This window comes from Stenotrophomonas sp. PUT21, assembly GCF_052232875.1.
In the GTDB taxonomy this organism is placed as follows: Bacteria; Pseudomonadota; Gammaproteobacteria; order Xanthomonadales; family Xanthomonadaceae; genus Stenotrophomonas; species Stenotrophomonas maltophilia_N.
In genome coordinates, this window is sequence record NZ_CP197645.1 from 2,750,319 (window position 1) to 2,776,501 (window position 26,183).

The 26,183-nt window shown below is 68.5% G+C and carries 28 protein-coding genes; 15 read left to right on the forward strand and 13 right to left on the reverse strand.

Features of this window, described 5'->3' with window-relative positions; translation table 11 throughout:
- Nucleotides 1-23: 23 nt before the first annotated feature.
- The 4 genes from ACTT2I_RS12625 to ACTT2I_RS12640 form a co-directional block, all read right to left on the reverse strand.
- Nucleotides 24-1,370 carry a virulence factor family protein gene (locus tag ACTT2I_RS12625; RefSeq protein WP_293980912.1) on the reverse strand — a complete coding sequence of 449 codons (1,347 nt, stop codon included), beginning with the start codon at nt 1,368-1,370 and terminating at the stop codon, nt 24-26.
- Nucleotides 1,371-1,448: 78 nt separating this feature from the next.
- A complete protein-coding gene (locus ACTT2I_RS12630; RefSeq protein ID WP_421099231.1) occupies nt 1,449-2,096 on the reverse strand; it encodes a DUF998 domain-containing protein in 648 nt (215 codons plus the stop codon).
- A gap of 14 nt (nt 2,097-2,110) precedes the next feature.
- Nucleotides 2,111-2,290, reverse strand: a complete 180-nt coding sequence (locus tag ACTT2I_RS12635; protein ID WP_421099230.1) for an oxidoreductase-like domain-containing protein — start codon at nt 2,288-2,290, stop codon at nt 2,111-2,113.
- 62 nt (nt 2,291-2,352) lie between these two features.
- Complete coding sequence (locus ACTT2I_RS12640; protein ID WP_421099229.1) at nt 2,353-2,958, reverse strand: HD domain-containing protein; 606 nt, start codon at nt 2,956-2,958, stop codon at nt 2,353-2,355.
- 230 nt (nt 2,959-3,188) lie between these two features.
- Between ACTT2I_RS12640 and ACTT2I_RS12645 the strand changes: the two genes are divergently transcribed.
- Entirely contained in the window at nt 3,189-4,328 is a 1,140-nt protein-coding gene (locus ACTT2I_RS12645) for a tetratricopeptide repeat protein (RefSeq protein WP_421099228.1), read from the forward strand.
- A 6-nt stretch (nt 4,329-4,334) separates the two neighbouring features.
- Here the strand turns inward: ACTT2I_RS12645 and ACTT2I_RS12650 are convergent, their stop codons facing one another.
- Complete coding sequence (locus ACTT2I_RS12650; RefSeq protein ID WP_421099227.1) at nt 4,335-4,670, reverse strand: zinc ribbon domain-containing protein YjdM; 336 nt, start codon at nt 4,668-4,670, stop codon at nt 4,335-4,337.
- A 119-nt stretch (nt 4,671-4,789) separates the two neighbouring features.
- Here ACTT2I_RS12650 and ACTT2I_RS12655 point away from each other — a divergent pair, with 119 nt between their 5' ends.
- The 3 genes from ACTT2I_RS12655 to ACTT2I_RS12665 all read left to right on the forward strand — a co-directional run bounded on the left by ACTT2I_RS12655 (nt 4,790) and on the right by ACTT2I_RS12665 (nt 6,954).
- Nucleotides 4,790-6,145 (forward strand): Hsp70 family protein, encoded by a 1,356-nt coding sequence (locus ACTT2I_RS12655; RefSeq protein WP_421099226.1) that lies wholly within the window; start codon nt 4,790-4,792, stop codon nt 6,143-6,145.
- Between the two features lie 318 nt (nt 6,146-6,463).
- Nucleotides 6,464-6,763, forward strand: a complete 300-nt coding sequence (locus ACTT2I_RS12660) for a YkgJ family cysteine cluster protein (RefSeq protein ID WP_080114834.1) — start codon at nt 6,464-6,466, stop codon at nt 6,761-6,763.
- Nucleotides 6,764-6,774: 11 nt separating this feature from the next.
- Entirely contained in the window at nt 6,775-6,954 is a 180-nt protein-coding gene (locus ACTT2I_RS12665) for a hypothetical protein (protein WP_019183415.1), read from the forward strand.
- Between the two features lie 45 nt (nt 6,955-6,999).
- On the opposite strand, the gene ACTT2I_RS12670 is transcribed toward ACTT2I_RS12665, so the two are convergent.
- From ACTT2I_RS12670 to ACTT2I_RS12680, 3 genes are read right to left on the reverse strand one after another with little or no spacing between them, the layout of a single operon-like run.
- Nucleotides 7,000-7,881 (reverse strand): DUF4097 family beta strand repeat-containing protein, encoded by an 882-nt coding sequence (locus tag ACTT2I_RS12670; protein ID WP_421099225.1) that lies wholly within the window; start codon nt 7,879-7,881, stop codon nt 7,000-7,002.
- Between the two features lie 11 nt (nt 7,882-7,892).
- The gene (locus tag ACTT2I_RS12675; protein ID WP_293982578.1) at nt 7,893-8,405 is read right to left on the reverse strand and encodes a hypothetical protein; all 513 of its coding nucleotides are present in this window, start codon (nt 8,403-8,405) and stop codon (nt 7,893-7,895) included.
- The gene (locus tag ACTT2I_RS12680) at nt 8,402-8,986 is read right to left on the reverse strand and encodes an RNA polymerase sigma factor (RefSeq protein ID WP_088434494.1); all 585 of its coding nucleotides are present in this window, start codon (nt 8,984-8,986) and stop codon (nt 8,402-8,404) included. The genes ACTT2I_RS12675 and ACTT2I_RS12680 overlap by 4 nt, the downstream gene beginning before the upstream one ends.
- Nucleotides 8,987-9,121: 135 nt before the next feature.
- On the opposite strand from ACTT2I_RS12680, the gene ACTT2I_RS12685 reads away from it, so the two are divergent.
- Complete coding sequence (locus tag ACTT2I_RS12685; RefSeq protein ID WP_293982581.1) at nt 9,122-9,313, forward strand: hypothetical protein; 192 nt, start codon at nt 9,122-9,124, stop codon at nt 9,311-9,313.
- An 80-nt stretch (nt 9,314-9,393) separates the two neighbouring features.
- Nucleotides 9,394-9,975: a mechanosensitive ion channel family protein gene (locus tag ACTT2I_RS12690; RefSeq protein WP_293982582.1), complete on the forward strand. Its 582-nt coding sequence runs from the start codon at nt 9,394-9,396 to the stop codon at nt 9,973-9,975.
- Nucleotides 9,976-10,018: 43 nt separating this feature from the next.
- Here the strand turns inward: ACTT2I_RS12690 and ACTT2I_RS12695 are convergent, their stop codons facing one another.
- Nucleotides 10,019-10,285, reverse strand: coding sequence for a DksA/TraR family C4-type zinc finger protein (locus ACTT2I_RS12695; protein WP_088434496.1), 267 nt, complete (start codon nt 10,283-10,285; stop codon nt 10,019-10,021).
- 109 nt (nt 10,286-10,394) lie between these two features.
- A complete protein-coding gene (locus ACTT2I_RS12700; protein ID WP_088434497.1) occupies nt 10,395-10,946 on the reverse strand; it encodes a DUF2058 domain-containing protein in 552 nt (183 codons plus the stop codon).
- Nucleotides 10,947-11,019: 73 nt separating this feature from the next.
- On the opposite strand from ACTT2I_RS12700, the gene ACTT2I_RS12705 reads away from it, so the two are divergent.
- From ACTT2I_RS12705 to ACTT2I_RS12715, 3 genes are all read left to right on the forward strand, one after another.
- Nucleotides 11,020-11,517 (forward strand): YgjP-like metallopeptidase domain-containing protein, encoded by a 498-nt coding sequence (locus tag ACTT2I_RS12705; RefSeq protein WP_421099224.1) that lies wholly within the window; start codon nt 11,020-11,022, stop codon nt 11,515-11,517.
- A gap of 81 nt (nt 11,518-11,598) precedes the next feature.
- A complete protein-coding gene (locus ACTT2I_RS12710; RefSeq protein WP_293982583.1) occupies nt 11,599-12,309 on the forward strand; it encodes an rRNA pseudouridine synthase in 711 nt (236 codons plus the stop codon).
- Between the two features lie 48 nt (nt 12,310-12,357).
- On the forward strand, nt 12,358-13,935 hold the full coding sequence (locus tag ACTT2I_RS12715; RefSeq protein ID WP_421099223.1) for a phospholipase D family protein: 1,578 nt from the start codon (nt 12,358-12,360) through the stop codon (nt 13,933-13,935).
- A gap of 1 nt (nt 13,936) precedes the next feature.
- On the opposite strand, the gene ACTT2I_RS12720 is transcribed toward ACTT2I_RS12715, so the two are convergent.
- On the reverse strand, nt 13,937-14,989 hold the full coding sequence (locus tag ACTT2I_RS12720; protein WP_421099410.1) for an HDOD domain-containing protein: 1,053 nt from the start codon (nt 14,987-14,989) through the stop codon (nt 13,937-13,939).
- Nucleotides 14,990-15,339: 350 nt separating this feature from the next.
- Between ACTT2I_RS12720 and ACTT2I_RS12725 the strand changes: the two genes are divergently transcribed.
- Complete coding sequence (locus ACTT2I_RS12725; protein WP_088434543.1) at nt 15,340-16,437, forward strand: Glu/Leu/Phe/Val dehydrogenase dimerization domain-containing protein; 1,098 nt, start codon at nt 15,340-15,342, stop codon at nt 16,435-16,437.
- A gap of 80 nt (nt 16,438-16,517) precedes the next feature.
- On the opposite strand, the gene ACTT2I_RS12730 is transcribed toward ACTT2I_RS12725, so the two are convergent.
- Nucleotides 16,518-19,385: a S8 family serine peptidase gene (locus ACTT2I_RS12730; RefSeq protein WP_421099222.1), complete on the reverse strand. Its 2,868-nt coding sequence runs from the start codon at nt 19,383-19,385 to the stop codon at nt 16,518-16,520.
- Between the two features lie 175 nt (nt 19,386-19,560).
- Here ACTT2I_RS12730 and ACTT2I_RS12735 point away from each other — a divergent pair, with 175 nt between their 5' ends.
- The 3 genes from ACTT2I_RS12735 (at nt 19,561) to ACTT2I_RS12745 (ending at nt 21,756) form a co-directional block, all read left to right on the forward strand.
- Nucleotides 19,561-20,736 carry a thiolase family protein gene (locus tag ACTT2I_RS12735; RefSeq protein ID WP_088434502.1) on the forward strand — a complete coding sequence of 392 codons (1,176 nt, stop codon included), beginning with the start codon at nt 19,561-19,563 and terminating at the stop codon, nt 20,734-20,736.
- A 124-nt stretch (nt 20,737-20,860) separates the two neighbouring features.
- Entirely contained in the window at nt 20,861-21,202 is a 342-nt protein-coding gene (locus ACTT2I_RS12740) for a hypothetical protein (protein ID WP_088434503.1), read from the forward strand.
- A 149-nt stretch (nt 21,203-21,351) separates the two neighbouring features.
- A complete protein-coding gene (locus ACTT2I_RS12745) occupies nt 21,352-21,756 on the forward strand; it encodes a hypothetical protein (RefSeq protein WP_088434504.1) in 405 nt (134 codons plus the stop codon).
- Between the two features lie 75 nt (nt 21,757-21,831).
- Here the strand turns inward: ACTT2I_RS12745 and ACTT2I_RS12750 are convergent, their stop codons facing one another.
- On the reverse strand, nt 21,832-23,463 hold the full coding sequence (locus ACTT2I_RS12750) for an isovaleryl-CoA dehydrogenase (RefSeq protein ID WP_421099409.1): 1,632 nt from the start codon (nt 23,461-23,463) through the stop codon (nt 21,832-21,834).
- A 109-nt stretch (nt 23,464-23,572) separates the two neighbouring features.
- Here ACTT2I_RS12750 and ACTT2I_RS12755 point away from each other — a divergent pair, with 109 nt between their 5' ends.
- Both ACTT2I_RS12755 and ACTT2I_RS12760 read left to right on the forward strand, forming a co-directional pair.
- A complete protein-coding gene (locus ACTT2I_RS12755) occupies nt 23,573-24,580 on the forward strand; it encodes a ligase-associated DNA damage response exonuclease (RefSeq protein WP_421099221.1) in 1,008 nt (335 codons plus the stop codon).
- Complete coding sequence (locus ACTT2I_RS12760; protein ID WP_421099220.1) at nt 24,577-26,181, forward strand: ATP-dependent DNA ligase; 1,605 nt, start codon at nt 24,577-24,579, stop codon at nt 26,179-26,181. The genes ACTT2I_RS12755 and ACTT2I_RS12760 overlap by 4 nt, the downstream gene beginning before the upstream one ends.
- Nucleotides 26,182-26,183: the final 2 nt, after the last annotated feature.

Consider the following 26,183-nt stretch of genomic DNA (forward strand, 5'->3'; position numbering starts at 1 on the left):
GGTCCGGCGCGTGGTGCCGGCGCTCAGTGCGCCGGCAGGTGCTGCACGATGGTATCGGCCAGACGGTCGTAATCGCCCTTGAAGTGATGGTCGCCGGGCAGCTTGATGATCTGCGCAGTGCCACCGGCGGGAAGCGACGGGCACAGCGCGTCGCCATCGTCTTCGCCGTAGACGCACAACGTCTTGCCGGCGGGCAGCCTGGCCACCTCCGGCGCGATCGGCAGGCCATCCCCACCGCCGCCGAGCCAGTTGCTGACATGGAATTCATAGTCGGCCGTCTTGCCCACCGACAGCAGCGCGATCATCGAAACCGCCTCACGCGTGGCGGGTGAGAGCTGGTTGATCGCGGCAGGCAGTACGTCGGCGCCCTGCGAAAAACCGACCAGCACCACGTTGCGGCGCTGCCATTGGCGGCTGTAGTGATTGGCGATGCGCTCTAGGTCGCGGGCGAAGCCGTCGGGCGTGCGTGCGGTCCAGAAGTAGCGCAGGGAATCCACGCCGACCACCGGCACGCCCGCCTCGCTCAGCGATGCGGCCACTTCCTTGTCCAGCCCCGCCCAGCCACCATCGCCGGAGACGAAAATGGCGAAGGTGTCACCTGCTTTGGTCGTCGGCACATCGACCACCGGCAGGCCTTTGAGGTCATCCGGCGGCGGGGCCAGGCTGACGCCCTTCTGGGCGCCGATCACCTTCGCGGCGGCCAACAGCCCGGGCAACGCCTCGCCCTGCGCGGTGCGCTCGAACTGGCGCCCCATGCCGACCTTGCGCACGAATGCGGCTGACTCCCCCGCCGGGCAATGCACATCGCCGGCCGCGTTCAACCACGGGAAATTCAGTTCGGTCGGCTGCAGACGCCCGTGGCTGCTGCCGGCCCCGCAGACCTTTCGCTCGCGCACGCCGGTCGGACAGAACCCGGTGGTGAGCAGCCCGGCGAACACCTGGGTATCGGCCTGGGCAGCCACGGCATATGCCAGCGCCGCGCCCTCACCGTCGCCGCCGATCAACGGCAGGTGGTAACCCGGCACGTGCAGGTAGGCCTGGAACCAGCGCGAGAAATTTTCCACGTCGCCCGCGCCGAACGCACAATCGCCGCTCTTTTCGCGGGCCAGCACCTGTCGCAGATGGGCCACATCGACCTGGGCGACCAGCGCGCCTTCGGCACGCAGCGCGTCGATACGCTGCTGGCTGTCGGCGTGGCCGGCCATGCCCTCGAACCACACCACCACGCGTTGCGGGCGGCCATCGGGCAGATAGACCGGCACGTTCTCGAAGCGACCATGGCTGAGCTGCTGCGGTGGCGCGGCCAGCGCGCCCCCCGTCATCGCTGCCATCACCAGTCCCAGCATCACCCCCAAACCGGCTCGCCGCATCGTCGCGCATCCCATGAATAGAGTGCCAACGATACGCCCCTGCTCCGCCAACGGCATGTACAGACCGTGGCCGGACGCTCAGCCCCGCTCGCGGCGCGCCTGTCGCCACAGCTGCCAGGCCACCGACACCAGCCAGACCAGCACCACCGCGATCACCAGCTTCTGCCCGGCGCCACGCGGTGGTCCGCGCCACAGCACGTGCAGCCACAGCAGCACGAAGCACCCCCAGGCCCACCACCATGCGGGGCCGGCCCAGCCGTGCCAGCGCGGGTCGGCGCGCAGGTACCAGCTCTGCAGCAGCATCGCCACGCTTACGCACAGAAAGGCGGTATTGGCCGAGACACCGTGTACCAGCGGCGCCAGCAGCGGCGCGCGCTCAGGCAACCAGCTGTCGCCGATCGCCACGCCCATCAGGCCCAGCGCGGCCACCCAGAACAACAGCGGGGCCGCTGCACTGCGGCGCGGCGAGCGGCTGTTGGCATGCAGCGAGACCGCCAGCAGCATGATCGCCAGCGCGAGCACGCAATAGGCGGTACGCAGAGCCAGCCCCCAGGGGCCATGCAGGTACAGGCTCAGGGTGGCCTGCACCCAATCCAGATCATCGCGCGCCCATTGCGTCCACAGCGCGGTGGCGACGAACAGTGCCAGCGCCAGCAGGGTCACCATGGCGACGCGCCCGTGGTGCTGCGCGGGCCAACGGGAGGGGCGTGGCAGGGGAAGCGACATCGCGGCTCCTGGGCTCAGTCGGTGGCCTCGGGGTGGCGCTGTTTCCACGCGGCCAGCGCGGCGCGGTAGCGCTGCAGCTCATCGCTGTACAGATCCAGCACGCACAGCGGGCAGCCGCTGCCGCAGCACTCGTTGGGGCCGGGTTCTTCCGGCGGCTGCGGACGCGGATCGGACTCTGGAACGGACACGGGCATGACCACACACGTAGGGAAAACAGCGCGCACAGTGTAACGGGGGTGCTTCGGCGGGAGGGCCTTCAGCGCCCGATCCGCCGGCGCAGGTTGTCGCGGGCGGCAGCATCCAGCCGCTGGTGGAAGAAGTCGCTCAGGAAGATCCGCGGCTGGCCCAGCACCTGTTTGAGGAAGCGGCGCCGGTTGAGCCGGAACAGGAACCCCGGCACGTGCCCGGCGTACTCTTCTGCGATGCCGCGGTCATAGGCATCGAACACCGCCGCTGGCGCGCCGAGAATGGCCATGTCGCAATCCAGGAACAGTGCCGCCTCCGGGTCGACATCGCCGGGGGCGAGCGTGCTGTGGCGGGCGGTCAGTTCGATCAGCTCCACCACCCGGTCCACATCGATCCCGGCCGCCGGCAACCAGCGCGCGATGGCCTCGCGCGCCATCGCCGCCGAGCGCGTTTCGTTGTCACCGCGGCCTGCGTCATAAACGGCGTCGTGGTACAGCGCGGCCAACTGCACCTCGCGCGGCTGGCGCCAGCCCGGGCCGGCGTCGGCGACCGTGCGGCAGTGCTGCAGCACGGCCTGTACGTGCGACCCGTTGTGATACGCCCGCGGCGGCAGGGTATACGCGGCGTCCAGCTCGGCACGCTGCCCGCCAGGCAGGGGAATCGGTTCAAAGCACATGCCGCCATGATTGGCCGTCGCGGCGGCGCTGGCAAGCGAGGCGGTGTTTTTTTGACCACCTTCACAGAACCGTTGCTGCACAGTGGGTGCGCGCGGTTATCCACATGTTTGTCGACCGCTGATCCACATCCTCTGTGGATGGCGCGGACAGCCGATGAACGGCACGCCCGCCCCCGTCAACGCGCCTAGACTGGGCCCGACGGACCCCAGCGCCCCGCGAGGTGACGGCGATGACTGCGTGCAGACTGCTGCTGATCATGTGGATGGCCGTGGCCGCCACACCGGCCTGGGCCTCGGACACCGCGCCTGCCGCCAGCGCCGCCGGGACGAGCGCGGCCGCCCTGCCCGCGCCGGCGCAGATTCTGGAGGTACCCGCGCCGCTGCTGGCCCTGCTGCACAAACGGGTCATCGATCCGGGCTACTCGCGCGAGCGCCGTCTGCAGCGGCTGGTGGACATGATCTTCGATGCACGGGGGCTGCACCTGGCCTACGACCCGGATGCGACCCATACCATCGCCGAGACTTGGCAGACCCGTCGCGCGAACTGTCTGTCGTTCACCCTGCTGTTCGTCACGCTTGCCAACCTCGCCGGCATCGACGCGCACGTCCAGGAAGTGGCGCAGGTGGTGAGCTGGTACCAGGCCTCGGGGGTCATCTACAGCGTGGGCCACGTCAACGCGGGCATCGTGCTGGACGGGCGCACCGGCACCGTCGATCTGGATCACAACGTGCTGTACGACCACCTGGGCCCGCAGCGCATCAACCGGCAGCGCACGCTGGCGCACTTCTACAACAACCGCGGCGCGGACCGCATGGCCGCCGGCGATAACGATGCCGCCCGCGCTTATTTCCAGGCCGCACTCGGCATGGCGCCGGACTTCGTGGCCGCCTGGAACAACCTGGGCGTCCTGGATGCACGCATCGGCAACCTGGACCAGGCCCGCCGGGACTATGAAACCGCTCTGCGCCTGCAGCCCCGGCATGGCGCCAGCCTGAGCAACGCCAGCGCACTGTACCGCCGCATGGGCGACACCCGCCAGGCCGGCCTGCTGGCCAGCCGGCTGGTGCGCGTGCAGCGCAGCGATCCGTTCGCCCAGTACCTGTTCGGCGCCCAGGCCGAGCAGCGCCGGGACTATGCCGCAGCGGTGCGCTTCTACCGCCGCGCGGTGCGCCTGTACGAGACCGCGCACCCCTTCCACTTCGCGCTGGCCCGGAGCTACTTCCTGGCCGGCGATGCGCGCCGCGCCTCGATCGAGATGCAACGCGCGCGGGACCTGGCAGGGGAAAACGGCGACGCGCTCAGAACCCGCTACCAGGCCAAGCTGGACAGCCTGCAGCGCTGGCGCCAGCGCGGCGGCAACGCCAACTGAGCCGGCTCAGGCCTTCTTGAGGAAGCAGGTCTTCAGGACCAGGCCCTTGATCTTTTCGGCGTTGCCCTCGATGTGCTCGGCATCGTCCTCGACCAGGCGGATGTTGCGGATCACCGTGCCCTGCTTGAGCGGGATCGAGGAGCCCTTGACCTTCAGGTCCTTGATCACGGTGACGGTGTCGCCGGCGGCCAGCACGTTGCCGTTGCTGTCGCGTACCACCAGAGCCTCGCCGCCGCCGTCACCGGCCGCCCACTCGTGGCCGCAATCCGCGCAGATGAACAGCGCGCCATCGGCATAGGTGTTTTCCAGGGTGCACTGCGGGCAGGCGGGAATGGCGGACATCGACAGCTCTTCGGTAACGAAACGGCCACTAGTGTAACCGCCCGTTACCGCCTGCCCTTGCGTCGGCGGTCCCGTTGCCGCAAAGTGCGCGCCCCCTGACCACCGGCCCGGCCCACCGCATGAAACTCGGCATCGACTTTGGCACCAGCAACTCCGCCGCCGCCGTGGTGATCGACGGCAAGGTGGTGCCGATCCAGTTCGGCCAGGCCGAACAGTTCCGCACCACGGTGTATTTCCCCGAGGTGATGCGCGACCCCAACGACTTCGAACTGACCCCGGCGCTGGAGCACGATCTGGCCCGGCTGGTCGACGCGGCCGCGCGCGATGCCCGCGCCGCCGGCCAGGAACGCACGCCCGACGCGCTGCGCCGCGAGGCCCTGCGCGTGGTGCGCCGGCAGTGGATGGAAGAGCAGATGCGCGCCCCGCTCAGCTCCACCACCCTGCTGCAGAACGCGGTCTATGGCGATGACGCGCTGGAAGCCTACTTCGAAGAGAACGAAGGCAACCTGGTGCAGAGCCCCAAGTCGATGCTCGGCTACAACCTGCACCCGCGTGCGCGCCAGACCATCGCCGGCATCGCCACGCACATCCTCGAGCACATCCGCCTGACCGCCTCGCGCCAGCTGGACACCCCGATCCGTACCGCCACGCTGGGCCGCCCGGTCCAGTTCCGCAGCTCGATCGGCGAGGCCGGCAATGCCCAGGCGCTGGAGATCCTGCACGGCGCGGCGATCGCGGCCGGCTTTGACAGCATCGATTTTCTCGAAGAGCCCGCGGCCGCGGCGATGCACTACCACGCCGAGAGCCCGCAGGAGCACGACGCGGTGGTGGTGGACATCGGCGGTGGTACCACCGATATCGCCCATGCCCGCGTGGGCGGCGGCCAGGCGCCCACCATCCACCGTGCCTGGGGCATCGCCCGCGGCGGTACCGATATCGACCTGGCGCTGAGCCTGGGCGGCTACATGCCGCTGTTCGGCCGTGGCATCACGCGCGTGCCCGCCCACCACTACGTGGAAGCGGCGATGGTCCAGGACATGACCCGCCAGCGCGATTTCCGCCAGCACACCTACCGCGATGTGGACGCGCCGTTCGGCCCGCGCCTGACCGCCCTGCAGGACACCGGCAACACCGCGCGCCTGTACCGCGAGGTCGAGCGCTGCAAGATCGCCCTGAGCAGCGTCTCCAGCCACGGCAGCGCGCTGGACTTCATCGAACGCGGCCTGCAGGTGCAGATCGATGCGTCCCGCCTGGAAACCGCCGCCGGCGGCTACCTGGGTGAACTGACCGCCCTGCTCGAGCAGGTCCGCAGCGATATCGGCCACGACCCGGCTGCGGTGTTCCTGACCGGTGGCATGTCGCGCGCCGGCTACCTGCAGCAGGCCGTGGCCAACGCCTTCCCGGGCTCGACCCTGGTCCGTGGCAATCCGTCCTTCGGTGTGGTCCACGGGCTGGCGCTGGCCGCCTCCCACTGACCCACCGTGTTGCGCCAGGCCTTGTCCCACAAGGCCTGAAGAGGCGTGAACGGCCTTATTAACAAAACGTTACGCCGGAAGCGCTATCATCTTTCGGCTTCAAAGCGCAATGCGCTTGACGCAACAAGCACCATCTTCCGGGCCTCCCAGGCCACCGTCCTCTTCGATGCTGCCACCGTCCGGATCTGTCCGCGGTGCCGGGATCGCTCATCGCTGTGATCCGGCTCGTTCACAGCCTGCTGCACCCCGAGCCGCCAAGAGACACTCAGATTGGGCGAACGCCTGGCTGCACTCCTTACATCGTCCGAGCCCGACCCCATCGATTGCCGTCGTTGCGACGCGGTGTGCTGTCGGCTCACCGTCACCGTCATGCCTGACGACAACGTGCCCGGCTACCTGCTGGATACCGATGCGCGTGGCGGCACGGTGATGGCACGCAACGAAGAAGGCTGGTGCGCCGCGATCGACCCGTATCACCTGCGCTGCACGATCTACTCGCAGCGACCCGCGATCTGCCGCCAGTTCGACATGGGCGGCGATGATTGCCGCCTCGTGCGGCAGGACTACCGTCGACAACAGCAGGATCTGTCGACGTTTTCTTCCACGCTTCATCCATAGCAGGAGCATCCATGGCTCGTACGCCAAAGACCTCCCCCAAGGCAAGCAACACCGTTCGCGTCGACCGCAAGCAAGGGTCCAACTCCGCCGTCAGCAGCCAGAGCATCGCTGCGGATCTGGCTGCCTTCCGTAAAGGTGGCGGCAAGATCGAAGTGCTGGGCAATACCCTGGCGCTGAAGAAAGCCGGCTGACATTGCTGCCGACCGCACCGGCATTGGCCGGTGCGGTGGCCGCACTCAGCGGCCCAGGCTGACCCGCACGCTCCCGGAATGGGAGTTGATCGAAATATCCCCATCGCCCGAGCCCAGACGCGCATCCAGGCTGCTGCCCGGACCATAGCGCGGCTTCTCCACCTGCCCGGCATCGGACTGGATGCCACCGCTGAACGTCTTGACGTTCAACTGCGCCGACACGTTCACCGGCAGCTTCAGCGCGACCGATCCGCTGACCGTCTGCATCGTCACCTTGCCGCCCGGCGCCATGCCGGTCGCGCTCACGTCCAGGCTGCCCGAAACGGTTTCCACCGCCAGCCGCTGGATCCGCCCGGCGTTGACGTTGACCCGGCCGGACACCGATTCGGCTGCCACTTCCCCGGATACTCCGCCACCGGCCAGCACCTGGCCACTGACCGTGCGCGCATCCAGCCGCGGGGTCTGTACCTGCGAGCGGATCCCGCCACTGACCGTGTTCAAGGTGGTTTCGCCACTGCGGCCGGCCGCGGTGATGCTGCCGCTGACACTGTTGGCCTGCAGGCGACGCACGTCGATGTCGGCCACGTCGATGTTCGCGCTGATGGTGCCCAGCTGCACTTCCACCGAACGCGGCACGCGCAGCTCCAGGGTCGCCCCGCCATTGCTGCGGTCACGCGGATATTCCACTTCCCAGCGCACACGGTTGCTGCTCTTGTCCTGCTTGAGGGTGAGCCCGTCGGCCATCGAACCGGTCAGCGCGACATCGCTGCGATCCCAGCCACGCACGGTGACTTTGCCGGCGATGTTGCTGATTTCCACGCGCCCGCCGGCACCCAGCGGATGGCGCTCATTGACGCTGGTGGCGGCCTGGGCGACCAGCGGAAGGCACAGCGCCAGGGCCGCGATCAGGGACAGGGGACTACGCATGGGGATCTCCTTCAGGTGGGCAGGCCGGCGGAGAACACCGCCTGCTGGGTAAGTTGCAGTCGCAGCGCGTAGGTGCGCTGCAGTTGCCCGAGCAGATAGCGCGAGCGGGGGTTCTCGGCGATGGCGGCGCGGATGCTGACCGCACTGGCATCGAGTTCGTGCAGCGCCGGGCGCCACTCATCGGTGACCCCGTCACTGGGCAAGGCCGCAATGGCCTGCCGGTATTCGCCGGCCATGGCATCGGCCTGGCGCTGCAGCAGCGAGGGCGCGGGGGTATGCGGGACCGGCGTCGGCACCACCATCAACAGCGCCAGCGCGGCCGCCAGGCCGAGCCCGATGCGCAGCGGCCAGCGTTCCCGCCGGCGGCGTGTCGACCGCATCGGCGTGGCAACGGCCGGGGCCGGGGTCTGCGCTGGCAACTGTGCAGCGATGCTCTGCCAGACCCGTGCGGGGGGCAGGCGCTGGGCAGGCAGGGCACGCAGCCGCGCGGTCAGTTCGTCGTGTTCGGAATCATGGGCATTCATGCGGTTTCTCCTAGGCGCGCACGCAGCAGGCCGCGTGCACGGTGCAACTGTGCTTTGGAACTGCCGACGGCCATCTGCAGCTGGTCGGCGATTTCCTGGTGTTTCCACCCTTCGATGTCATGCAGGACCAGTACCGCGCGGGCGCGCGGCGGCAGCGTTTCCAGCGCGCGCTCCAGGTCCATCGAAGTACCGGCGCAGCGGTCCTGGGCCGGCAGCATCGCCAACGATTCCCAGCCCTCCTCGCCGGCATCGCGTGCGTCGCCGCTGGCGTTGGCACGCAGCTCCATCAGCGCTGCATTGACGCCCAGGCGGTGCAGCCAGGTACCCAGACTGCTTTCGAACCGGAAGCCCGGCAGCGCTCGCCATGCCTGCAGGAAGGCCTCCTGCAGGGCATCCTCGGCGCGGGCCGCGTGGCCGCCGCACAGGCGCCACAGCACGGCATACACACGGGGCGAATGCCGCCGGTAGATGCGCTCGTACGCCGTCACGTCGCCGGCCGCCGCGGCACGCACCAGGGCGTGGTCATCGGCGGCGTCGGCCTCGGTCGGGGGGCTGGAAGTGGACATGGTCGTGTCGAGCATATCCGTTGGATGCGGGGGGCATGGAAAAGGTTTAAGCGCCCGCTGGCTTTCTTTTTCTGCACGGCCTTTAAACCTTCCTGGCCGGCGCGGCATCCAATCCCCTGTCACTACCGGCGTCCGCCAAGGAGTATCCCCATGTCATCCAGTTGCCTGGCCGTGCTGCTCTCATTGGCCACCGGCTGCACGCTGCCGTGGAGCCCGCTGCAGATCCGCATCACGCTGGCGCCCGAAGCACCGGATGTCTGTGTGCAGTACGCGCAGAACGCACCGCTGTGCGCCTCGGCGATGATCGCTGCATTGGATGTGTACGGCACGCCGCGCAAGTAGGCCGGCATCCCGATGCGGTGAGGCGCATCGGCATTACCATGGCGGGATCGGCACTATCGCTGCAAAGGAATTCCGCCCCCATGAAAGACCATCTGCCCGCCTGGACCCACGAATGGCTGCACTACGGGGTCCCTGCCCTGCAGATCCTGGTGACGCTGCTGGTGGCCTGGCTGCTGCGGCTGATCGCCCGCCGCCTGATCCGCCGGGTCGGCGACCACTACACACTGCCGCCGGAAATGATCATGGGCGCGCGCCGGGTGTTCACCTTCGTGGTGTATTTCACCGTACTGCTGATCGTGCTCAACATTGTCGGCGTCTCGGCGACGGTGCTGTGGACGGCGTTCACCGGCTTCGCCGCGGTGGGTGCGGTGGCGTTCTTCGCGGCGTGGAGCGTGCTCTCCAACATCTTCTGCACGCTGCTGATCTTCACCACCCGCCCGTTCCGCCTGCACGATTACATCGAGCTGCTGGAGAACGGTGAGAAGCCCGGGCTCAAGGGCCGGGTCATCGACATCAACCTGATCTACACCACGCTGCAGGAAACCGGCAGCGGGCACGAAGGCACGGTGCTGCAGATGCCCAACAACATGTTCTTCCAGCGCACGGTGCGTCGCTGGCGTGATCCGTCGCAGGCGCCGGGCGGGATCCAGGGCGACGGTTGAGTCCCGCCCGCCAGCGCAGGCGGGGCCTGCGCCGGCTCGTACTTCAGCGCAGCTGGCTGTCCTTGCTGCCGCGTCGGTTGTAGCCGCTGCCCTCCTGCTGGGCGGCATCCTCCTCTTCCTGGCAGCGCACGCACAGGCGCACGCCGGGCACGGCCTTGCGCCGCGCCTCGGGAATGGGCGCCTCGCAGTGTTCGCAGTGGGTCAGTCCGGGGCCGTCGCGCAACTGGGCGCGGGCCCGCTGGATGGCGTCATCGACGGTGGCGTCGATCTGATCCTGGACGGCGCCGTCGCCTGCCCAACCTGTCGCCATGATGTGTCTCCCATGCCGGTGTCAGAGCACCAGCATAGACCCCGCCCGTCGTGCCCAGCCAACACAGGGCTGAACGCACGCGGCGCCGGGTGAACGCTTCAGGCAGCGCTTACCAGACCAGGTCGTCCGGCACCTGGAACTGGGCGTAGTACGCATCGTCCTCGGCGTTGCCGGTGCTCGGCTCGCTGGTGGGCTGGCTGTTGTCGAGCACGATCACACTGGCGTCGCGCTCGCGGACCTTGTCCGCTGCTGCTCGCGGCAGCAGCTCAAAACCATCGCCATGGCGCGCGATCACCAGGCTGCCCGAGGCCAGCTGGCGGCGCAGGACGTTGTTGACCAGCAGGGTGCGGATCAGCGTGCCGTCGTTGAAGCGGTACTCGCTCTCGCCTTCACGCTTGACCTTGTGCGCCTCGATGATCTGGCGGACCTGGGCCTGCAGCTCCTGCGCATGGGCCTTGGCCTTGCGCTCGGCTTCCAGCGCGCGATCACGCTCGGCTTTTTCCGCGCGCAGGCGCTCGGCCTCGCGCTGGCTTTCGCTGGGCGCGACCGGGGCCTTGCCGTGGCGGGCCTTCACCTGCTCACGGGCGGCCTGGGAGACCTGGGATTTCTTGACCAGACCAGCCTTGAGCAGCTGCTCCTGCAGGGGATTTGCCTTCGCCATACGCCTAGCATCTGTTGTTGCGGGATTCCGGAGGCCATCATACTGGTCTGCCCGCCCCGCCCCAACCGCCCGCATGACGGCCCTGAAGTACCTCGCCGGCTATCCCGACGCCCTGCAGCAGCAGGTGCGCGAGCTGATCGCGGGCGACCGGCTGGGGCCATGGCTGGAACGGCGCTATGCGCAGCTGCACACGGTGCGCAACGACCGTCAGCTGTACGACTACACCCAGGGCCTGAAAGAACGCTACCTGCGCCAGTCCGCACCGCTGTCCAAGGTGATCTACGACAGCAGGCTGCAGGTGCTCAAGCACGCGCTGGGCACCCACACCACGGTGTCGCGGGTACAGGGCAGCAAGCTCAAGGCCAGCCGCGAGATCCGCATCGCCACGGTGTTCCGCGAGGCGCCGGCACCGTTCCTGAAGATGATCGTGGTGCATGAACTGGCCCACCTGAAGGAATCGGACCACAACAAGGCCTTCTACCAGCTGTGCACGCACATGGAAGCGGATTACCACCAACTGGAGTTCGATCTGCGCCTGTACCTGACCCACCTGGAACGCCCCGCAGACTGAGCCACGGCCGCCGTCATCGCGCAGCGCCGGGCCCCAGCCAGTACACTCCCCGCCCGCTTCCCGTTTTATGTTGCCTGCCCCATGACCGACCCGATCCGACTCGACAAACGCCTGACCAGCCTGATCGGCTGCTCCCGGGGCGACGCCCAGCGCTATATCGAGGGCGGCTGGGTGACCGTCAATGGCCAGGTGGTGGAACAGCCGCAGACGATGGTCACCGACGAGGCGATCGTGCTGCGCGAGAACGCCGAGGCGACCCGCACCGAAACCGTGAGCATGCTGCTGCACAAGCCGGCCGGCATGCGTTCGGACGAACTGTGCGCGCTGGTGACCCCGGACAGCCGCAGTGAGCTCGACGCCACCGGTGTAACCCTGCTGCAGCGGCATTTCCACGCGCTGCAGCTGGTGATGCCGCTCTCTGATGACGAAAGCGGCCTGGTCGTGGTCAGCCAGGACGGACGCGTGATCTCGCACCTGAAGGATCGCGGTGCGACGCTGGAGCAGGAATACCTGGTGGAAGTAAGTGGCGAACTGGCGCCCTACGGCATGAAGCGGCTCGCGCATGGCCTGAGCTTCCGCAACTGGCCGCTGCCGCCGTGCAAGGTGAGCTGGCAGAACGAAACGCGCCTGCGCTTTGCGATCAAGCCGGTGCATCCGGGCCAGCTGCGCGACATGTGCCGCCAGGTCGGGCTGGAGGTCGTCAGCATCCGCCGCCTGCGCATCGGCCGCGTGGCGATGGGCAAGCTGGTACCGGGCCAGTGGCGTTACCTGGCCCCGGACGAGCGCTTCTAAGCCGCCCCAGCACTCGCCCTGCACGCCCCTGCCGCTTACGATCGGGGCATGACCGAGAAAACACCGTTCTGGCGCCGGCTGCTGCGCTGGCTGGGGATCATCGTCGCGTTGCTGGTGCTGCTGGTACTCAGCGGGTTGCTGCTGGCCGACCACCTGACCCCGCAGGCCCTGGGCGAGCGCTCCACGGTGCTGCCCACCCAGGCCGACCAGACCGCGATCGACCGCGAGCTGGTCCGGCTGCAGGCCGAGCATCCCGGCCAGACCGGCGTGGCCTTCCTGTCCGACGGGCTGGATGCCTATGCCGCGCGCGCGGTGATCACCCAGCACGCCGGGCGCAGCCTGGACCTGCAGTACTACATCTGGCACGACGACCTGATCGGCCACCTCATGGCCAACGAGCTGTACCGCGCCGCCGAGCGCGGCGTGCGGGTCCGCATCCTGCTCGATGACATGAACGCGCAGGACAAGGACGCGTTGATGATGGCACTCGATGCGCATCCCAACATCGAGATCCGCCTGTACAACCCGTTCCGCAACCGCAGCGGTCTGTGGCGCCTGGTGGAGATGGTGCAGCGCGTTTTCAGCGTCAACCACCGGATGCACAACAAATCATGGATCGCCGACGGACGCGTGGCGATCGTCGGGGGCCGCAACATCGGCGAGGAGTACTTCAGCGCACGCCCGGACGTGAACTTCCGCGATCTGGACCTAGTGCTGGCCGGCGAAGCGGTGCAGCAGGCCAACACGATCTTCGACGACTACTGGAACAGCGACACCGCGGTGCCGATCCGCGCGCTGGCGTTCTACACCGAGCCCCAGCTGCGCCTGTTGATCCGCGAGAGCGAGCACGAGGCACGGCTGGACAGTGCCAAACCCTACCTGGCGCGCGTGGCGCGCTCGCAGGCGGAAAAATCGTACTACCGCGATGCGCTCGACCTGCACTGGACCAACCACGTGGAGATCGCCTCGGACCCGCCGATGAAACACCGCCGCGACGATCAGGCCGGCTGGCTGGTCACGCGCCTGGCGCAGGAGCTGGAAAGTACACAGCACAAAGCGCTGCTGATCTCGCCCTACTTCGTGCCCGGCGAGGATGGCACCCAAGGCCTGGGCGCGATGGTTGCGCGCGGTGCCCAGGTCGGGGTGATCACCAACTCACTGGCGGCCAACGACGTGGCGGCCGTGCACAGCGGTTACATGCACTACCGCGCACCGCTGCTGCGCAGTGGCGTGCAGCTGTACGAGCTCAAGTCGCGCGGCAATGTCGATGGCGGCGGCCTGTTCGGCAGCAGCGGGGCCAGCCTGCATACCAAGGCCTTCATGATCGATGACCAGCGCGGCTTCGTCGGCTCGTTCAATCTGGATCCGCGCTCGGCCTATCTGAACACCGAAATGGGCGTGCTGTTCAACGACCCGGTGCTCGCCGCGCAACTGCGCGAGGAGTACCTGCGCCTGGCCAGCCCCAGCCAGAGTTACTGGGTGGCCCTGGGGCCGGACGGCGACGTGCGTTGGCTGGAGCGGGATGCGCAGCCGCCGCATTGGCTGTACACCGAACCGGATACCGGGTTCTGGCTGCGGGCCAGTGCACGCGCGATCAGCTGGCTGCCGCTGGAGTCGCAGCTCTGAGTCAGCCGGCCTGGGCCACGTCGAACTCGGCTTCTTCGCCGTCCAGGGTCTCCACCGCCCGCCCGTGCACGCGCCGCCAGATCCACTGCAGCGCATGCGGCGGCGTGTCGTCCAGCTGCTCCAGCAGGGCCAGCGCCTGGACCTGCCCGATCTGGCCATGACGGCACAGCAGGCTGGCCGCCGCCCCCGCCCGGGCAAAGCGCAGGCTCGCCGCCAGCCCACTGCCGCTCTGGCGGATCAAGGCATCGTGCACAGCCTTGGGCAACTCCCATGCCGCGGCGATCCGGCTCGCCACCGGCAGGGTCCAGCTGTCCAGCAGTTCGGCCGCCAGCGCGCGCGGCGGTACCGCCACCTCCTGCTCCGCGCAGGCATCCAGCAGATGGCGCATCACCAGCGCCGCGCCCAGGCCCTGGGTCAGGCCCAGCCACTGTGCGGCGAAGCCATCTTCATGGGTGACCGTGCGTGCGTGGTCAGCGGCAGCGCGCGAGGCCAGCAGCGCGTGCTCCCAGATCACGGCGCTGAACTGCGGAAAGGCATCGCACTGCAACTGCATCACCGGCTGCACCAGCACCGCGCTGATGATCTGGCGGATGCCATCGGTACCGACCAGGGTGACCGCGCGCTGCAGCGTTTCCACCGGGCGCGCCTGCACCCGGTAGACCGGGCTGTTGGCGATGCGCAGCAGATTGCCGGTCAAGACCGGATCCTGGCTGATGATCCCGGCCATCGCGCGCGCCGAGGCGTCGCTGTCGTTCACGGTCTGGATCAGCTGCGGCAGCAGCTGCGGACGGCGCGGCAGGTGCCTGGCCGACCAGTCACGTGCCAGCAGCGAGGCGGTGACGGCATCGCGCAGCTCAACGGTGCGCGGTGCTGCTGCGTCCGCGGCATCGCCACTGCGGGGCACCAGCGCAAGCGTGTGCAGGCCGGCCTGCAGCACCGCGACCGGATCGGTGCCAGGCAGCACGGCGGTGGCCGGCAATGCGGCCGCCCGCCCCCGCGTGGCGGCGACAGGATCGGCCAGCGGGGCGTTGTTGCCCCGCCGGTGACGGACCAAGGCCGCCCCGCCCAGCAGCGCCAACACCGCCGCGCCCGCGAGCACCGCGCCGATCACGCCCACGGCCACGCACGCACCGGTTCCCGCACTTGCCTTGTTGCGACTGCGCCCACGTGATCCTTCCTGCGATGACCGGCCATCCACACCGTTGCCACGGCATCGGCCCGGGCTTCAGCAACTTTAATGGCGAAGGCGCGGTAGAGCGCTGACAACACCGTCCGCCGGAATGCACTAGAATGGCGCCGCGCGACCCGTCCGAGACCCGACGACGTCGCTTTTTTTGTTTTACAACCCACCTTTTGCTGGCGCGTTCGCCGCTGTTCGCCACCGTTCGCACCATCGGAGCCACCATGTTATTTGAAACCCTCGAAACCACCGGTCACGAACAAGTGGTGTTCTGCCACAGCCGCGACGCCGGTCTGAGGGCGATCATCGCCATCCACAACACCACCCTGGGCCCCGCCCTGGGCGGTGTGCGCATGCGTCCCTACGCCAGCACCGACGAGGCCCTGGCCGATGCGCTGCGGCTGAGCCGCACCATGACCTACAAGAACGCCCTGGCCGGGCTCAACGTGGGTGGCGGCAAGGCGGTGATCATCGGCGACCCGAAGCGCGACAAGAGCGAAGTGCTGTTCCGCGCCTTCGGCCGCTATGTCGATTCGCTGGGTGGCCGCTACATCACCGCCGAAGACGTCGGCACCGATGTCAACGACATGGAAAACATCTACCTAGAAAGCGAGTACGTCACCGGCGTGCACCAGGTGCATGGCGGCTCCGGCGACCCGGCCCCGTTCACCGCGTATGGCGCACTGCAGGCGCTGATGGCGGCGATGCAGCACAAGCTGGGCCATGAGGAAGTGGGCAAGGCCAGCATCGCGGTGCAGGGCCTGGGGCACATCGGCATGGAACTGGTGAAGCTGCTGCGCGACCGTGGCGCCAAGTTGTACGTCAGCGATCTGGACAGCGCGCGCGTGGACCGCGCCGTCACCGAGTACGGTGCCGAGGCGGTCAAGCCGGAAGACATCTACGACGTCAACGCCGACATCTTCGCGCCGTGCGCGCTGGAAGGTGCGATCAATCCGGACACGCTGCCGCGCCTGAAGTGCAAGATCGTCTGTGGCACCGCCAACAACCAGCTCTCCAGCCTGGAGGTCGGCGACGAACTGCATGCGCGCGGCATCCTCTACGCACCGGATTACGCGGTCAACGCCGGCGGCGTCATGAACGTCTCACTGGAGATCGATGGCTACAACCGCGAGCGTGCGATGCGCCTGATCCGCAGTATTTACCACAACCTCGGCCGCATCTTCGCGCTGTCGCAGAGCGAGGGCATCGCCCCGCAGCGCGCGGCCGACCAGATCGCCGAAGCGCGCATCCTGTCGATCGGCAAGTTGAAGATGCCGCTGGGCCGCAGCACGCCGCGGCGGGGCACGCTGCGCGGCAACTGAGCCGTTGCGGTGACAGACGAAGCGGGCGCGATCATTGATCGCGCCCGCTTTTTTTGCGAACGTCGCGGCAAGGCGCGCGCCTAGAAACCCGCCGAATAGCGCAACTGCACCTGACGCAGATCGCCACGCGGGCCGAAGCGCTGGTCGTAACCGAACGCCAGGCGGCTGGTGCGGCTCAGCCAGGATTCCACCGAGAGCCCGAACAACCCGCCCGAGCGAGCCGGCTGCAACCCGGCCACCGGCGCCCAGGCCTCGACGCCGACAAAGCTGGCGTCCAAGGAAAGGCCGTCACTGGACAGGTGCTGTTGCCATTCGGCATAGCCGCGCAGCGACCAGCCGCCCCAGCGGCGCTCGGCGCGCAGGCCGGCCAACGCCTGGCTGCGCGTGCTCACCGCATCCTGCGCGCGCAGGCCGAAGCCCATGCCGCCGGCTTCACTGAAACCATCGCTGTCCACCCGGGCGTATTCGGCGCCCAGGTAAGGCGTCAGCGAGGCGTTGGCGCCGCCGAAGCGGTAGCCCGACTCCACGCTGGCCGCGCTGAAGCTGCCGCCGTATCGTGCATTGACGCCGTACTGGCCGGCACCGAGCAGCAACTGGCGATCGATCTCACGGGTGAACTGGCCGGCGCCGATCTGGCCCATGGCATACGCGCGGCCGGTGCCCCAGCCCGCGTAGACCTGCGCCTGCGATTGACGGTCGCGGCCGCGGTCACCGCCCCACTCGCGGCTGCCGTAGCTGCGCGTTTCGCCGAACGCGAAACCGAGCATGCCGTGACTGCCCAGCGCCACGTCCTGGCCCATCATCCAGCCGCGGGTCGCCACGCCGTTGCCGGCGAAGCTGCCCTGTCCCGCCTCGCCCAGCGTGCCCTGCCAGGCCCCGCGCAGGCGAGGCGCAGCCTGCACGTCGCCCACCCGGGCCGACAGCGCACGACGGTTCATGTCGATGCTGTCGAAGGTGGCCGCCGTGGCCAACGCGTGGGCTTTGCCGGAGAGACTGTCCAGGCTGGCCTGCAGCGCGTTGGCGCCGTCCACCTGCTGCAGCTGCCCCGCCGCATCGGCAAACCCGTCCAGCGCCGCACCATTGCGGTCCAGCACTTCGAAAGCGGATTCGACCCGCGCCGCCGAGGCCAGCGCGGTTCCCCCGAGCCCGGCCTGGAGGCTGGCGCTGGTCACGCTGACGCGGTCGATGACCATGGTGACGTCGTTGCTGGCGTGCAGCAGGCTGGCCTGGAGCAAGCTGCCCGGCGCCAGCCCGTTGGTGACGCTGTCGAAGCTGCCGGTCACCCCGCCATCGGCGTGCAGCAGCGGCTGCGTGCGTCCATCCCGGGGAACGTAACCGGCGATGACGCTGTCCACACGCACCGTGCCGGCCAGCGTGGCGGTGCCGGTCACCATGAGCGCGTTGGCCCCCAGGGCGACCACCAGTTGCGCGCCGGGACGCTGGAGGTAGTTGCCTTCGATCGCCGCATCGATGTTGTCGCTGCGCAGGATCACGCTGGCGCCGTTGTCCACATTGCCGGTGACCCGCGTGGTGCCGTTCATGAACTGCAGCGCGGCGGCGTTGGGGTTGCCCACCTGCGGCGCGATGAGCACGTCGGAGCGGAGCGACGCACCGCCGCGCAGCGCCAGGGTGCCGCGCTCGATGATCGTGTCGCCGCTGTAGGTATTGGCGCCGGCCAGGCTCAACGCACCTGCCCCCTGCTTGATCAGCCCGCCGTTGCCGCTGATGTCGTTGCCCCATACCGAGTCCAGGCCCAACGTGCCGATATTGACCGTCACATCGCCCCAGTCGAACCTGGCCGGACCGTTGATCGCTTTGGCGATGTTGAGCAGGCCGTAGCCGAAGGTCCTGTCCACCCCGGCCGCCCCCAGATCGGTGGCGGTGCCGAGCAGCGTCTGGCGCACCAGATCATTGGTGAAGTACGGGTACTTCTGCCACACCAGCGCCGCCGCGCCGGAGACCAGCGGCGCGGCGTAGGATGTGCCCGAGCCATAGTAGTACTCCAGCTTGCCCCCTTTGTTGGCTGGATCGACGTAAGCCACCGTGCCCGGTGCGGCCAGGCAATACCGGGCGGCGACGCCGCAGGCGTTGGCATAGGAAGCCAGCTTGCTCGGGTCAGCGGTATCGACCGCCGTCACACTCAGCCACCCGCGTTCCAGATCCGCCGCGGGCAGGCTTCCGCCCGGGCCGGCCTGGCTGGGCAGCGCCGCCATGCTGGACGGATTGGCCTTGCTCTCATTGCCGGTGGCGAACACCACCAGACCGCCGTTGCCGATGATGAAGGGGCGGTATTCCTGGGCGATCGGCGCGGTGGCGGACGGGTTGGTCCAGTACAGGCCGCCCCACGAATTGTTCATGATCTTGACCCCGGCGGCGATCAGATCCTGGTGCACGCCGTCCAGACCCACCGCACCGGTGATCTCGTTGCCACTGCCCGAACCATCATCCACCGGCCGCTTGTCGGAAATGATGCGCGCCGAGACGATCTGCGCTTGGCTGGCCACACCGCCCGGCCAGCTGCCCACCCTGCCACCGGCCGCCAGCTGGGCGACCACGGTGCCGTGGCCGACGACGTCATCCACATTGACGTTGTTCACGCGTGGATCGACGTAGGTGTAATTGGCCAGCACCCGCCCTGCCAGTGCCGGATGCTCGCGGTTCACGCCCGAATCGACCACGCCGATGCGCATGCCCGCGCCGGTCCAGCCGGCCGACTGCGCCGGTCCGGCCTGGATGATGCCCAGGTGCGCATCGATGGCCGGCTGCGGCGGCGGTGCCGTGGTCGGCGGGGGAGACGGCGGCGTGGTGGGCGGCGGCGACGGGGGCGTGGTCGGGGGAGGCGACGGCTCCAGATCCCCGCGGACATTGCTGCCACCGCCTCCGCAGGCACTCAGTGCCAACGCCAATGCCGCGGCCAAGGCCGACCTGCCGATCACAACCTGCTTCATCCCTGCTCCCCTTGTGAATGGACCTTCCCCACCTGCCTGCCCCCGGGCAGACACCGGCAGTCAATGCCGACCCTCTATACTGGACCGACCCCCACGCAGTCTGCCGGGAAATGCGTCGGCTTCCAACGCCCGCGTTCCCATTCCGCTCTTCGCTCACGCACCAAAGAGATTGCACATGTCCAACATCGTCATCGCCGCCGCCAAGCGCACCGCCATCGGCTCCTTCCTGGGCCAGTTCAATGGCGTGCCGTCCCCGACCCTGGGGTCCACTGTGATCGCCGCGGCCCTGGAGCAGTCCGGAGTACCGGCTGCGGACGTTTCCGAAGTGATCATGGGCTGCGTGCTGCCGGCCAACCTCGGCCAGGCGCCGGCCCGCCAGGCCGCGATCGCCGCCGGCATTCCGGTCTCCACCGGCGCCACCACCCTCAACAAGGTGTGCGGTTCGGGCATGAAGGCGATCATGCTGGGGCATGACCTGATCAAGGCCGGTTCGGCCAGCATCGTGGTCGCCGGCGGCATGGAGTCGATGTCCAACGCCCCGCACATGATCCCCAACTCGCGCACCGGCAACCGCTTCGGCAATTTCCAGGTGATCGACCACATGGCCCACGACGGCCTGGTCAATGCCTACGACGGCAAGGCCATGGGCGAATTCGCCGAATGCACCGTGGAGAAATACCAGGTCAGCCGCGAGGACCAGGATGCCTTCGCCATCGAATCGGTCCGCCGCGCACAGGCCGCGCAGGCCAATGGCGCCTTCGACGGTGAAATCGTCCCGGTGAAGGTCAGCACCCGCAAGGGCGAGGTCGAATACGCGCAGGACGAGCAGCCGAGCCGCTCGGACATCGCCAAGATCCCGACCCTGCGCCCGGCGTTCAAGAAAGACGGCACGGTCACCGCCGCCAGCTCCTCGAGCATCTCCGACGGCGCTGCCGCCGTGGTCTTGCTGTCCGAGGAAGACGCCGCCGCGCGCGGGCTGCAGCCGCTGGCCCGCATCGTCGGTCATGCCACCCACTCGCAGGCGCCGGAGTGGTTCACCACCGCGCCGATCGGTGCGATCCAGAAGCTGATGGACAAGACCGGCTGGACGCTGGACCAGGTCGACCTGTTCGAGATCAACGAAGCCTTCGCCGTGGTCGCGATGGCGCCGATCCGCGAGCTGGGCATTCCGCATGACAAGGTCAATGTCAATGGCGGTGCCTGCGCATTGGGTCATCCCATCGGTGCCTCGGGGGCACGCCTGGTGGTCACGCTGGTGAACGCATTGCGCAAGCGTGACGCCAAGCGCGGAATTGCTACCCTGTGCATCGGCGGCGGCGAAGCGACTGCCATCGCTATCGAATTGATTTGATTTGATTTAACGCGCATTTCTCAAAACTGAATGCGCGATCGCTTGACAGCCAATCGTGGCTTGTCATCATGTTGCCGGGCGCGCAATAGCGCGTTGCCTAATCTAACGACGAGGATTCACAACAATGAGCATCAACAAGCTGCTGATCGCAATGGCCCTGGGCCTGGCTCTGACCGCCTGCTCGAAGCAGGAGCAGGCTGCTGACGCCGCTGCTTCGGCCAACGAAGCCGCCGCTGACGCCCAGGCCGCTGCTGACCAGGCCGCTGCTGCTGGCGCCCCGGCTGCTGACGCTGCCCAGGCTGCTGCCGACACCGCCACCACCGCTGCTGACGCTTCGGCTGACGCCGCTGCCCAGGCTGCTGGCGCTGCCACCGACGCTGCTGCCGACCAGGCTGCTGACGCTGCCAAGGCCGCCGAAGGCACCGCTGAGAAGGCCAAGGACGCTGCTGAAGAAGCCAAGAAGTAATAACTTCTTTCTTCAAGCATGTCTGAAGAAGCCGCTGGTTCGCCAGCGGCTTTTTCTTTGGGCGCGTTCCGGGGAGGCGGCCACCCACCAGTTCTTCACAGGCGCATGAATAGGCTGGCCTCCCATCCATCGCCGTTCTGGAGCGCCACATGAAGATCCGTCCGCTGACCACCTCCCTGCTGGCCGCTTCGCTGCTGCTCGGCCTGGCCGCCTGCAAGGGCCCGGAGGCCGAACAGGCCCGCCGTGATGCCGCCCAGGCCGCCGACAGCACCAACGCCGCTGCGCGCGAAGCCGTGGACAAGGCCGCTGCCGCCACCCGCAATGCTGCCGATGATGCCGCTGCCGCCTCCGAGCGCGCCGCCGCCGATACCCAGCAGGCGCTCGACCGCGCTGCCGCCGCCACGTCCGAGGCCGCTGGCGAAGCCAAGGTCGCCGCCAAGGATGCCGCCGCCCACGCCAGCGATTCCACCGCCGATGCCGCGCAGAAAGTTGCCGACAAGGCACGCGACGTCGCTGACGACGCCAAGAAGAACGCCAACGAAGCCAAGCGCTGAGCCAGCGTTACTCACGCCGCCGTCGGGTGTGACCAACGCCCCCTCTCCGGAGGGGGCGTTTTCATTGGGCGCAGATCACGGCAGCGCACGGCGCAGCACGGCCGCGAAGTCCACATCGGCCGGCAACGTCCCGAACGCCATCCCATGCTCGGCGCCGAGCCGCGAACGGATGAAGACAGATGCGTTCGGACTCTGCGCATGCAGCAGTACCGCCGCCTGCAGCATCAATGCCAGCCGTTCGGTGATGCGACGGGCCTGCGCTTGCTCCGGCGTTGCCGCGAGCTGCGCGCGCAACGCCCGCAGTGCCGCGTCATAGATCGCATCCACACCGGCCACCGCATCCAGCTCGGCGTCCAGCGCCTGCAGCACCTGTGGTTCGCGCGACAGTGCACGCAGCACATCCAGGCACTGGATGTTGCCGCTGCCTTCCCAGATCGAATTCAACGGTGCCTGCCGGTACAGCCGCGGCAGCATCGACTCTTCCACATAGCCGGCACCACCGAGGCACTCCTGTGCCTCGTTGACGAATACGGCGGCGCGCTTGCACACCCAGTACTTGCCCACCGCCGTGCTGATGCGTGCGAACGCCGCCTGCTGCGGATCGGTCCCGGCCTGGTCCACCGCACGTGCCACGCGCATGGCGAACACGGTGGCCGCTTCGGACTCAACGGCCAGGTCGGCCAGCACGTTGGCCATCAGCGGGTGCTCGGCCAGGTGCTTGCCGAAGCTGCTGCGGTGCCGTGTGTGGTGCAGTGCCTGCGCCAGCGCCATGCGCATCTCCGCTGCGGCGCCGAGCATGCAGTCCAGCCGCGTCATCATCACCATCCCGATGATGGTCGCCACCCCGCGCCCTTCCTCGCCCACGCGCTGCGCCCAGGCCCCGCACAGTTCCACCTCGCTGGACGCGTTGGACCAGTCGCCGAGTTTGTCCTTCAGGCGCATCAAGCGGAAGGCGTTGCGGTTGCCATCGGCCAGGCGTCGCGGCATCAGGAAACAGCTCAGCCCACCCGGCGCCTGCGCCAGCACCAGAAACCCATCGGACATCGGCGCGGAGAAGAACCACTTGTGCCCGACCAGTGCATAGCTGCCGTCGGCCTGCGGCTCGGCACGCGTGGTGTTGCTGCGCACGTCCGAACCGCCCTGCTTCTCGGTCATGCCCATGCCCAGAGTGATGCCCGCCTTGTCGGCGATCGGCACGTCGCGCGGGTCGTAGTGCGGGGCGGCTGCCTTGTTCGCCCACTGGGCCAGTGACGGCGCCTGGCGCAGCACGGCGACCGCCGCGTGGGTCATCGTCAGCGGGCAACTGGTGCCTGCCTCGGCCTGATGATGCAGATAGCTCAATGCCGCGCGCGCGACGTGTGCGCCGGGACGCCCGTCATGCCAGGAAACCCCGGCCACCCCATGCGTCTTCGCCGCGGTCATCAACTGGTGGTACGCCGGATGGAACTCGACCGTATCGATGCGGTGGCCCTGCGCGTCGTGCGTGCGCAGCCGCGGCCGGTCGCGGTTGGCATCGAAGCCGAGCCGGTACAGCTCATCGCCGGCAAGGCCGCCGTAGCGCGCCAGCTGGCTGACGAACACGCCGCCCCCCTCGCGCTGCACGGCCTCGATCAGGGCGACGTCGTCGGCCCACAGGTTGCGGCCGCCAAAGGGGGGCGGCTGGTTGCTCACCTCGTGCGTTTCGAACGCGGGCCAGGCAGACGTCATCATGGCGACCTCTTTGCAGACGGATGCACCGATTCTGCCGTATCCCGGTGCAGACCGCCGTTCATGCGGATTCTCACCTCCTGCACGAGCGCGGCGGCACAGTGCAGGCATGAACACCGATGCCGACAATGCCGATCTGGTGGTGCCGCGGCCGGAAGGGCTGTACTGCCCGGCCGGCGACTTCCACATCGACCCGTGGCGGCCCGTGCCGCGCGCGGTGATCACCCACGGTCATGGCGATCACGCGCGCAACGGCATGGGCCATTACCACTGCACCACGCAGACCCTGCCGATCCTGCGGTGGCGCCTGGGCGATGTGGACTGCACCGCGCACGAGTACGGTGAACGCTTCACCCTCGGCGACACCGAGATCTCCCTGCATTCGGCCGGGCATGTGCTCGGCTCGGCCCAGGTGCGGATCGCACATGCAGGCCGGGTATGGGTGGCCTCGGGCGACTACAAGCGCCAGCCCGATCCGAGCTGCGCACCGTTCGAGGTGGTGCCGTGCGATACCTTCATCACCGAAGCGACCTTCGGCCTGCCGGTCTACCGCTGGCCGGACACGTCACAGGTCGCTGCCGACATCGTGGCCTGGCGGCGCGAATGCGAAGCGCGTGGCGAGGCGGCCGTGCTGCTCTGCTACGCGCTCGGCAAGGCGCAGCGCATCCTTGCCGAACTGCTGCCGCTGGAGACACAGCCGGCCCTGCTGCATGGCGCGATCGCCACCGGCGTGGCGGTCTACCGCGAGGCCGGGATTGCGATGCTGGCCACCGAGCCGGTCAGTGAGCAGGCCCGTGGCGCGGAATTCGCCGGCAAGCTGATCCTGGCCCCGCCCTCGGCGGCGGGCAGCGCGTGGATGCGCCGCTTCAAGCGCGCACAGCTCGGCTTTGCCTCCGGGTGGATGCGGGTGCGCGGCAACCGCCGCCGGCGCAACTACGACCGCGGCTTCGTCGTCTCCGATCACGCCGACTGGCCCGACCTGCTGCGCACCATCGCCGAGACCGGCGCCCGCCGCGTCATCGCCACCCACGGCAACACCGATGCGCTGATCCGCTTTCTGCGCGAGCGCGGCGTCGCTGCCGAGGCCTTCGCCACCGGCTACGGGGACGAAGAATGAAACGCTTCGCCGCGCTCTACAGCGAGCTGGACCGCAGCACCGCCACCGGCGACAAGCGTGCCGCGCTGGTGCGTTACTTCCAGCAAGCTCCCCCGCACGATGCGGCGTGGGCCCTGTTCCTGCTGGCCGGCGGCAAGGTCACCAGCGCGCGCCAGAAGATCGCCGGCAACGCCGAGTTGCGCGCGTGGGTGGCCGAGATCTCCGATACGCCAGCGTGGCTGGTGGATGACAGCTACGACCAGGTCGGCGACCTGGCCGAAACACTGACCTTGCTGATGGACGACCCGGTGCAGGCCGGGGCGGATATCGCGCTGGCTGACTGGATCGAGCGCAAGCTGTTGCCGGTCGCCAATCAACCCGAGCCGGTGCGCCACGCAGCCATCACCGGGGCGTGGCGACAGCTCGCGTTCGACGAGCGGCTGGTGTTCAACAAGCTGCTCACCGGCGCGCTGCGCGTGGGCGTGTCGCAGCGGCTGGTGCAGCAGGCGCTGGCCGAGTGGTCGGGCATCGATATCGCGCGCATCGCCCAGCGCATGCTCGGCAGCTGGGTACCCACGCCCGGACTGCTGGCGGCGTTGCTGTCGCCGCAAGAGCGCCCGGAGGATCGCCAGCAACCCTACCCGTTCTTCCTGGCCTCGCCGCTGGAGGCGGAGATCGACACGCTCGGCCCGATCGAGGACTGGCTGCTGGAATGGAAATGGGACGGTATCCGCCTGCAGGTGCTGCGCCGCCAGGGTGAGGTCGCGCTGTGGTCGCGCGGCGAGGAGCGGCTGGATGGGCGCTTTCCCGAGATCGAGGCGGCGGCGATGGCGTTGCCGGACGGCTGCGTGATCGACGGCGAGCTGCTGGCCTGGGCGGACGGCGACGATCTGCCGTTGCCCTTCACCGCGTTGCAGACCCGCATCCAACGCCTCAAGCCCGGCCCGAAGACACTGCGCGATACGCCGGTGCGCGTGCTTGCCTACGATCTGCTTGAACTGGGCGGTGACGACCTGCGCGCCCTGCCGCTTGCGCAGCGGCGGGCACGCCTGACCGAGGTGCTTGCCACGCTGGACGACCCGCGCCTGATGCTGTCGCCGGTGGTCAGCGTGGCGAACTGGGGCGCGGCGGCCGTACAGCGCGACCTGGCCCGCGAGCGCGGCGTGGAAGGCCTGATGCTCAAGCGCGCCGATTCGGTCTACCAGGCCGGGCGCCGCCGCGGCGACTGGTGGAAGTGGAAGATCGATCCGCTGACCATCGATGCGGTGATGATCTATGCGCAGTCCGGCCATGGGCGGCGCAGCACGCTGTACACCGATTACACCTTCGGGGTATGGGATGGCGAGGCGCTGGTGCCGGTGGCCAAGGCGTACTCGGGCCTGGACGACAAGGAAATCCTCGCGCTTGACCGCTGGATCCGCGCGAACACGATCGAGCGCTTCGGGCCGGTGCGCAGCGTGCGTGGCGAGCAGGTGTTCGAACTCGGCTTCGAAGCGGTGAACCGCAGCAAGCGCCACAAGTCCGGCGTCGCGGTGCGCTTCCCGCGCATCCTGCGCTGGCGGCATGACAAACCGGCCAGCGAGGCCGATACGCTGGCCCAGTTGCAGGCATTGGCGCGGTGACG